General features: G+C 69.6%; 5 protein-coding genes and 2 riboswitches. All 5 genes read left to right on the plus strand.

Annotated features, from left to right (window positions below; translation table 11 throughout):
• The first annotated feature begins 65 nt into the window (after positions 1-65).
• The 5 genes from V6M57_RS10395 (at position 66) to V6M57_RS10415 (ending at position 7,091) form a co-directional block, all read left to right on the plus strand.
• Complete coding sequence (locus tag V6M57_RS10395) at positions 66-1,343, plus strand: TRAP transporter large permease (protein WP_332814918.1); 1,278 nt, start codon at positions 66-68, stop codon at positions 1,341-1,343.
• 26 nt (positions 1,344-1,369) lie between these two features.
• A riboswitch (glycine riboswitch) is annotated at positions 1,370-1,460 on the plus strand.
• Between the two features lie 11 nt (positions 1,461-1,471).
• Positions 1,472-1,577: riboswitch (glycine riboswitch) on the plus strand.
• Positions 1,578-1,629: 52 nt separating this feature from the next.
• The gene (gene gcvT, locus V6M57_RS10400; protein WP_332814919.1) at positions 1,630-2,763 is read left to right on the plus strand and encodes a glycine cleavage system aminomethyltransferase GcvT; all 1,134 of its coding nucleotides are present in this window, start codon (positions 1,630-1,632) and stop codon (positions 2,761-2,763) included.
• Between the two features lie 58 nt (positions 2,764-2,821).
• Entirely contained in the window at positions 2,822-3,196 is a 375-nt protein-coding gene (gene gcvH / locus V6M57_RS10405; RefSeq protein WP_332814920.1) for a glycine cleavage system protein GcvH, read from the plus strand.
• Between the two features lie 399 nt (positions 3,197-3,595).
• Entirely contained in the window at positions 3,596-6,505 is a 2,910-nt protein-coding gene (gcvP, locus tag V6M57_RS10410) for an aminomethyl-transferring glycine dehydrogenase (protein ID WP_332814921.1), read from the plus strand.
• Between the two features lie 121 nt (positions 6,506-6,626).
• Complete coding sequence (locus tag V6M57_RS10415) at positions 6,627-7,091, plus strand: response regulator (RefSeq protein ID WP_332814922.1); 465 nt, start codon at positions 6,627-6,629, stop codon at positions 7,089-7,091.
• Positions 7,092-7,192 lie beyond the last annotated feature (101 nt).

A 7,192-nucleotide genomic window follows, 5' to 3' on the forward strand; every position in this document is an offset into this window, starting at 1 on the left:
CTCGAAGGCGCGAAGGCCCCCTCGGGGGGCAGCGCAGGCACGCAGCGCCAAGCGGGGGGGCTCCTATGACCAGTGCCATGCTCGGCACCATGATGCTGTGCTTCGCGCTCAGCGTCTCGGTGGCCGTCTCGATCGGGCTGGCCGCCATCGTGGGCATCCAGGTGGTGGACGCGCACATGCTCATCTCGGTCAAGGAGATGTTCGGCGCGGTCAACAAGTTTCCGCTCGCGGCCATCCCCTTCTTCATCCTGGCCGGCAACCTGATGGAAGCCGGCGGCATCTCGCGCCGGCTGGTGGAGTTCGCCAAGAGCCTGGTGGGCGGCATCCAGGGCGGGCTGCCCATGACCTGCGTGCTGACCTGCATGATCTTCGCGGCGGTGTCGGGCTCCTCGGTCGCCACCACCTTCGCCATCGGCGCCATCCTGATCCCGGCGCTGATCAAGCACGGCTACCCGAGCACCTGGGCCGCCGCGCTGCAGGCCACCAGTGCCGAGCTCGGGGTGATCATCCCGCCCTCGATCCCGATGATCCTGTACGGCGTCAGCGCCGAGATCTCCATCGGCGAGCTGTTCATCGCCGGGTTCGGCCCCGGCGTGCTGATCGGCGGCGCGCTGATGCTGTTCATCTGGCTGTGGTGCAAGTGGAAGGGGCTGGGCAGGAACGACGGCGACGGCCGGCTGCCGGTCGGCCGGGCCGCCTGGCAGGCCGGCTGGGCGCTGCTGATGCCGGTGATCATCCTGGGCGGCATCTACGGCGGCATCTTCACGCCGACCGAGGCATCGGCCGTCGCGGTGTTCTATGCGCTGGTGGTGGGCATGCTGATCTACCGCGAGATCGGCCTGCGCGACCTGCACGCGGTGTTGCGCCGCTCGGTGATCTCCTCGGCGGTGATCATGTTCATCATCGCCAACGCCGGCCTGTTCGCCTTCCTGATCACGCGCGCCGGGGTTCCGGAGGCGATCGGCCACTGGCTGGAGGCGGTACTCAAGAGCCCGGCGATGTTCCTGCTGGGCGTGAACGCCGCGCTGTTCGTCATCGGCATGTTCATCGAGACCAGCGCCGCCATCATCGTGCTGGCGCCCATCCTGGCGCCGGTGGCGCAGCACTTCGGCATCGACCCGGTGCACTTCGGGCTGATCATGGTGGTGAACCTCGCGCTGGGCATGATCACGCCGCCGTTCGGGGTCAACCTGTTCGCCGCCTGCACGGTGGCGCGCATCTCGCTGGACCGGATCATTCCGCACCTGGTGCCGTTCGTGCTGGTGGTGCTCGCGTGCCTGATGGTGATCACGTACGTCCCCTCGCTCTCGCTGACGCTGCGCGACCTCGTGTACGCGCGCTGACGGGCGCGCCGCGCTCACATACAATCCCGCCATCGTCAGGAGAGAGCTCCCGCGTGGGGCCGCCGAAGGCGCAGGCGCACAGCCGAACGCTCAGGCAAAAGGGACTGGCGGTCGCCCCGTGCGCGGGGCGTTGCCTTGCTGGAGAGAGGCGCCGCCCGACGGGCTGCGCCCACCGAAGGAGCAAACCCCGTGTAAGGGGTGAATCTCTCAGGTAAAGCGGACAGCAGGGGCGCGGCCATGGCCGATACCATGGCTTGCGATGCCCCATCCTTAGCCGGAGAGCCGCTTGTCCGCCACCGCCCCGCAAGAGCTTCGCACCACCCCGCTGCACGCGCTGCACCTGGAGCTGGGAGCCCGCATGGTTCCCTTCGCCGGCTACTCGATGCCGGTGCAGTACCCGACCGGCCTGATGGCCGAACACCAGCACACGCGCCAGGCGGCCGGCCTGTTCGACGTGTCGCACATGGGCCAGTTGCGGCTGGAAGGCGCCGATGCCGCCGCGGCATTCGAGACCCTGATGCCGGTCGACGTGATCGGCCTGGCGCCGGGCCGGCAGCGCTACGGGCTGCTGCTCAGCGAGGAGGGAACCATCCTCGACGACCTGATGTTCGCCAACCGCGGCGACGACCTGTTCGTGGTCGTCAACGGTGCCTGCAAGGAGGCGGACATCGCCCACCTGCAGCAGCGCATCGGCTCGCGCTGCGCCGTGCGGCCCATGCCCGAGCGCGGCTTGCTGGCGCTGCAGGGCCCCAGGGCCGCCGTTGCACTCGAGCGCCTGCTGCCCGGCGTCGGCAAGCTGGTGTTCATGACCGGCGAGCGCCTGGCCTGGCAGGGCCACGAGCTGTTCGTCACGCGCAGCGGCTACACCGGCGAGGACGGGTTCGAGATCTCGGTCCCCGGGCCCCAGGCCGAGGCGTTCGCCCGCGCCCTGCTGGCGCAACCCGAAGTCAAGCCGATCGGCCTGGGCGCACGCAACTCGCTGCGCCTGGAAGCCGGGCTGTGCCTGCACGGCAACGACATCGACGCGAGCACCACGCCGGTGGAGGCGGGCCTGAACTGGGCGATCCAGAAGGTGCGCCGCACGGGCGGGGCGCGTGCCGGCGGCTTCCCCGGAGCCGGCCGCGTGCTGGGTCAGCTCGATGGCACGGTGCCGGTCCAGCGCCAGCGCGTCGGGCTGATCGCGGCCGAGCGCGTGCCGGTGCGCGAGCACACCGAACTGCAGGACGCCGACGGCCGCAAGGTGGGCGAAGTCACCAGCGGCCTGCTCGCCCCCAGCATCGACAAGCCGATCGCCATGGCCTACGTGACCCCCGCGCAGGCGGTGCCGGGCACGCGCCTGAACGCCCTGGTGCGCGGCAAGCCGGTGCCCATGGACGTGAGCCCCATGCCCTTCGTGCCGCAGCGGTACTACCGCGGCTGAAACCAACGGGGCCAGACCCCAGAGCCTCTTGTCCGATTCCACTCCAAGGAGAAGCGCCATGACCGTGAAGTACACGCAGGAACATGAATGGATCAAGCTCGAGGGCGGCGACACCGCCACCATCGGCATCACGGCGCACGCGCAGGACGCGCTGGGCGACGTGGTGTTCGTGGACCTGCCGGAAGTCGGCAAGCGCTACGGCAAGGGCGACGTCGCCGGCGTGGTGGAGTCGGTCAAGGCCGCCGCCGACGTATACATGCCGATCTCCGGCGAGGTGGTGGAAGTGAACGAATCCCTGCGCGCAGACCCGGCACTGGCCAACAGCGACCCGCTCGGCCAGGGCTGGTTCTTCAAGGTCAGGCTGGCCGACAAGTCCGAGTTCGACGGGCTGATGGACGAGGCAGCGTACGACAGCTTCACCAAGAGCGCCTGAAATCCCTCACCGCGGCGGGCCTGTGTCATCCGGGTGAACTGTGTCCGGGCGAACCTGTGGCATCGCGCCGATCCCGTGGCATCCGCCCCACCCTCGTCACCCCGGCAGCCTATGCCTTCCGCCCCAGCGTTGTCATCCCGGCGAAAGCCGGGATCCACCTCCCGTCGGCTGGATTCGCGCGCGCGATTTCGACGTCCTGGAGATGGATTGCGGGTCAAGCCCGCAATGACAGGGTTCCGGGGTGCCGCAATGACAGGGTTCCGGGAAGCCGCAAGGACAGGGTTCCGGGCCGCCGCAAGGACAGGGTTCCGGCCGGCCGCCACGCATGGTTTCGGGCAGCCGCAATGACATCGCCTTGACCAGCCCCGACCCGACCTCCCCCACCCCCACGGATCCCTCATGTCCACCCCACCCGTCCGCCCCCTGGCCGAACTCGAGAACCCCGCCGAATTCATCCCGCGCCACATCGGGATAACCGAAGCCGACGAGCACCACATGCTCTCGGCGATCGGAGAGGCCTCGCGCCGCGCGCTGGTCGACGGCATCGTGCCGCGCTCGATCGCCCGCACTTCCGCGATGAACCTGCCGCCGCCCGCGACCGAGGCGCAGGCGCTGGCCGAACTGCGCGCCATGGCGGCGAAGAACAAGGTGTTCAAGAGCTTCATCGGCCAGGGCTACTACGGCACCCTGACCCCGGCCGTCATCCTGCGCAACGTGCTGGAGAACCCGGCCTGGTACACCGCCTACACGCCCTACCAGGCGGAGATCTCGCAGGGCCGGATGGAAGCACTGGTGAACTTCCAGACCATGGTGTGCGACCTGACGGCGATGCCGATCGCCAACGCCTCGATGCTGGACGAGGCCACCGCGGCCGCCGAGGCCATGACCCTGGCCCGGCGCAGCGTCAGGAGCCAGTCCAACACCTTCGTGGTCGCCGGCGACTGCCATCCGCAGACCATCGAGGTGATCCGCACGCGCGCGCGGCCGCTGGGCCTGGAGGTCGTGGTTGCCAACTGCGCCGACGAATGGGACCAGGCGCTGTCGGGCGAATTCTTCGCCGCGCTGATCCAGTACCCCGCCAGCAGCGGCTGGGTACAGGACTGGGCACCCGACGTGCAGCGCATCCACGACAAGCAGGCCGCCGCCATCGTCGCCGCCGACCTGCTGGCGCTGACCCTGCTGGTGCCCCCGGGCGAATGGGGCGCGGACATCGTGGTGGGCAGCACCCAGCGCTTCGGCATGCCCATGGGCGCCGGCGGACCGCACGCCGCCTTCATGGCCTGTCGCGACGAGTACAAGCGCTCCCTGCCGGGCCGGCTGGTCGGCGTCAGCATCGATACCCACGGCAACCCGGCCTTGCGGCTGGCGTTGCAGACACGCGAGCAGCACATCCGGCGCGAGAAGGCCACCTCCAACATCTGCACCGCGCAGGTGCTGCCGGCGGTGATCGCCAGCATGTACGCGGTCTACCACGGCCCGCAGGGCCTGCGCCGCATCGCCCAGCGGGTAGCCAGCTACACCGCCATCCTCGCCAGGGGCCTGGAGCATCTGGGCTACTCCCAGGCGCAGCGGCACGGAGGCACCGCCTTCGACACCCTGTCGTACAAGACCGGCGAGCACACGCAAGGCATCGCCGCGCGCGCCGTCTCCATGGGCGCCAACCTGCGTGTGGCCTGGGACGAGTACATCTGCATCTCGCTGGACGAGACGACCACCCGCGCCGAGATCGAACTGCTGTGGAAGATCTTCGCCCACCCGGGCCAGGCGCTGCCGCGGATCGCGGAGTTCGAGAACGGCATCGAGCCGCTGATCCCGCAGCCGCTGCGCCGCACCAGCGACTTCCTCACGCACCCGGTGTTCAACACCCACCACAGCGAGACCGGCATGCTGCGCTACATCCGCGCCCTGTCCGACAAGGACCTGGCGCTGGACCGCAGCATGATCCCGCTGGGCAGCTGCACCATGAAGCTGAACGCCACCAGCGAGATGATCCCCATCACCTGGCCGGAATTCGCGCACGTGCACCCGTTCGCGCCGCGCGACCAGCTGCAGGGCTACGCCATGCTCGACGAGCAGCTGCGCGCCTGGCTGTGCCAGGCCACGGGCTACGCCGGCATCAGCCTGCAGCCCAACGCCGGGTCCCAGGGCGAGTACGCCGGATTGCTGGCGATCAAGGCCTGGCACGAAAGCCGCGGCCAGGCGCACCGCAAGGTCTGCCTGATCCCCTCGTCCGCGCACGGCACCAACCCGGCCAGCGCGCAGATGGCCGGCCTGCAGGTGGTGGTGACCGGCTGCGACGCCAACGGCAACGTCGACATGGCGGACCTGAAGGCCAAGTGCGAACAGCACAGCGCCAACCTGGCCTGCGTCATGATCACCTACCCCAGCACGCACGGCGTGTTCGAGCAGCCGGTCAAGGAGTTGTGCGAGCTGGTCCATGCGCACGGCGGCCGGGTCTACGTCGACGGCGCCAACATGAACGCACTGGTGGGCCTGGCCGCACCGGGCGAGTTCGGCGGCGACGTGAGCCACCTGAACCTGCACAAGACCTTCTGCATCCCGCACGGCGGCGGCGGCCCGGGCGTCGGCCCGGTGTGCGTGGTGGAGGACCTGGTGCCCTTCCTGCCCGGCCACGAGTCGGCCGGCATCAAGTCGCACGGGGTCGGCGCGATTTCCGCGGCACCGCTGGGCAATGCGGCGGTGCTGCCGATCAGCTGGATGTACTGCCGCATGATGGGCGCCGAGGGCCTGCGCCAGGCCACCGAGGTCGCCATCCTGTCGGCCAACTACGTCAGCGCGCGGCTGAAGGACCACTACCCCACGCTGTACGCCAGCCCCAACGGCCACGTGGCGCACGAGTGCATCCTGGACCTGCGACCGCTCAAGGAGACCAGCGGCGTCAGCGCCGAGGACGTGGCCAAGCGCCTGATCGACTACGGTTTCCATGCGCCCACGCTGTCGTTCCCGGTGGCCGGCACCTTGATGGTGGAGCCGACCGAGAGCGAGACGCTCGACGAGCTGGACCGCTTCATCGATGCCATGGTCGCGATCCGCGAGGAGATCCGGCGCGTCGAGCGCGGCGAATGGCCGCAGGACGACAACCCGCTCAAGCACGCGCCCCACACGGCGGCGGCGCTGCTCCAGGGGGAGTGGAACCACGCGTATTCGCGCGAAGCCGGTGCCGCGGCGACCGGGGCAGGCCTGCCGGGGCGCCACGCCAAGTACTGGCCGCCGGTCGGCCGCGTGGACAACGTCTACGGCGACCGCAACCTGTTCTGCGCCTGCGTGCCCGTGTCGGCCTACGAGTGAGGCGGTGCGGGTGGCCGCGGCGCACCCCGATCGCCCCATAATCCCTCACCCCGCCCGCGCGGCGGGGCAGACCGCAGGGGGAGTCCGGCCGATCACCGGACGCAATCAACGACTGGCCGACATGAAGGATCCCACCGTCCTGGTGGTGGACGACAACCCGGACCACCTCGAACTGACCGTCATGGCGCTCTCGGAGTGCTGCGACCGGGTGGGCACGGCCAGCGACGGGCAGGATGCGCTGGACTTCCTCTGGGCGCGCGGCCGCCATGCCCAGCGGGCCGGCCGGCCGCTGCCCCGGCTGGTCATCCTCGACATGAAGCTGGTGCCGCTGCCCGGCCTGGAAGTCCTGCGCTGCATCCGCGCCGAACCGCGCACGGCCAGGTTGCCGGTGGTGATGCACTCGTCGTCGACCGAGAAGGTCGACATCGCCGCCTGCTACGCCAGCGGTGCCAACAGCTACATCGGCAAGGCCACCGACTACGACGAACTGTGCCGCCGGATGCGCCAGGTCTACGAGTTCTGGGTGCTGGTGAACGAGGGCCCCGGCTCACGTCATCCCGGCGAAAGCCCATCAGCGCTAACCTAAAGCAATTCGAATGCTGACCCGTTGCAGCGATCGTCGGCGCGGCGGCTCCGCCAGCCGATGGCGCACTCGACGCCAACTGGCAATCGCGTCGGTGAGGCGAA

It is taken from the genome of Ramlibacter sp., assembly GCF_036676645.1.
Classification (GTDB): domain Bacteria; phylum Pseudomonadota; class Gammaproteobacteria; order Burkholderiales; family Burkholderiaceae_C; genus Ramlibacter.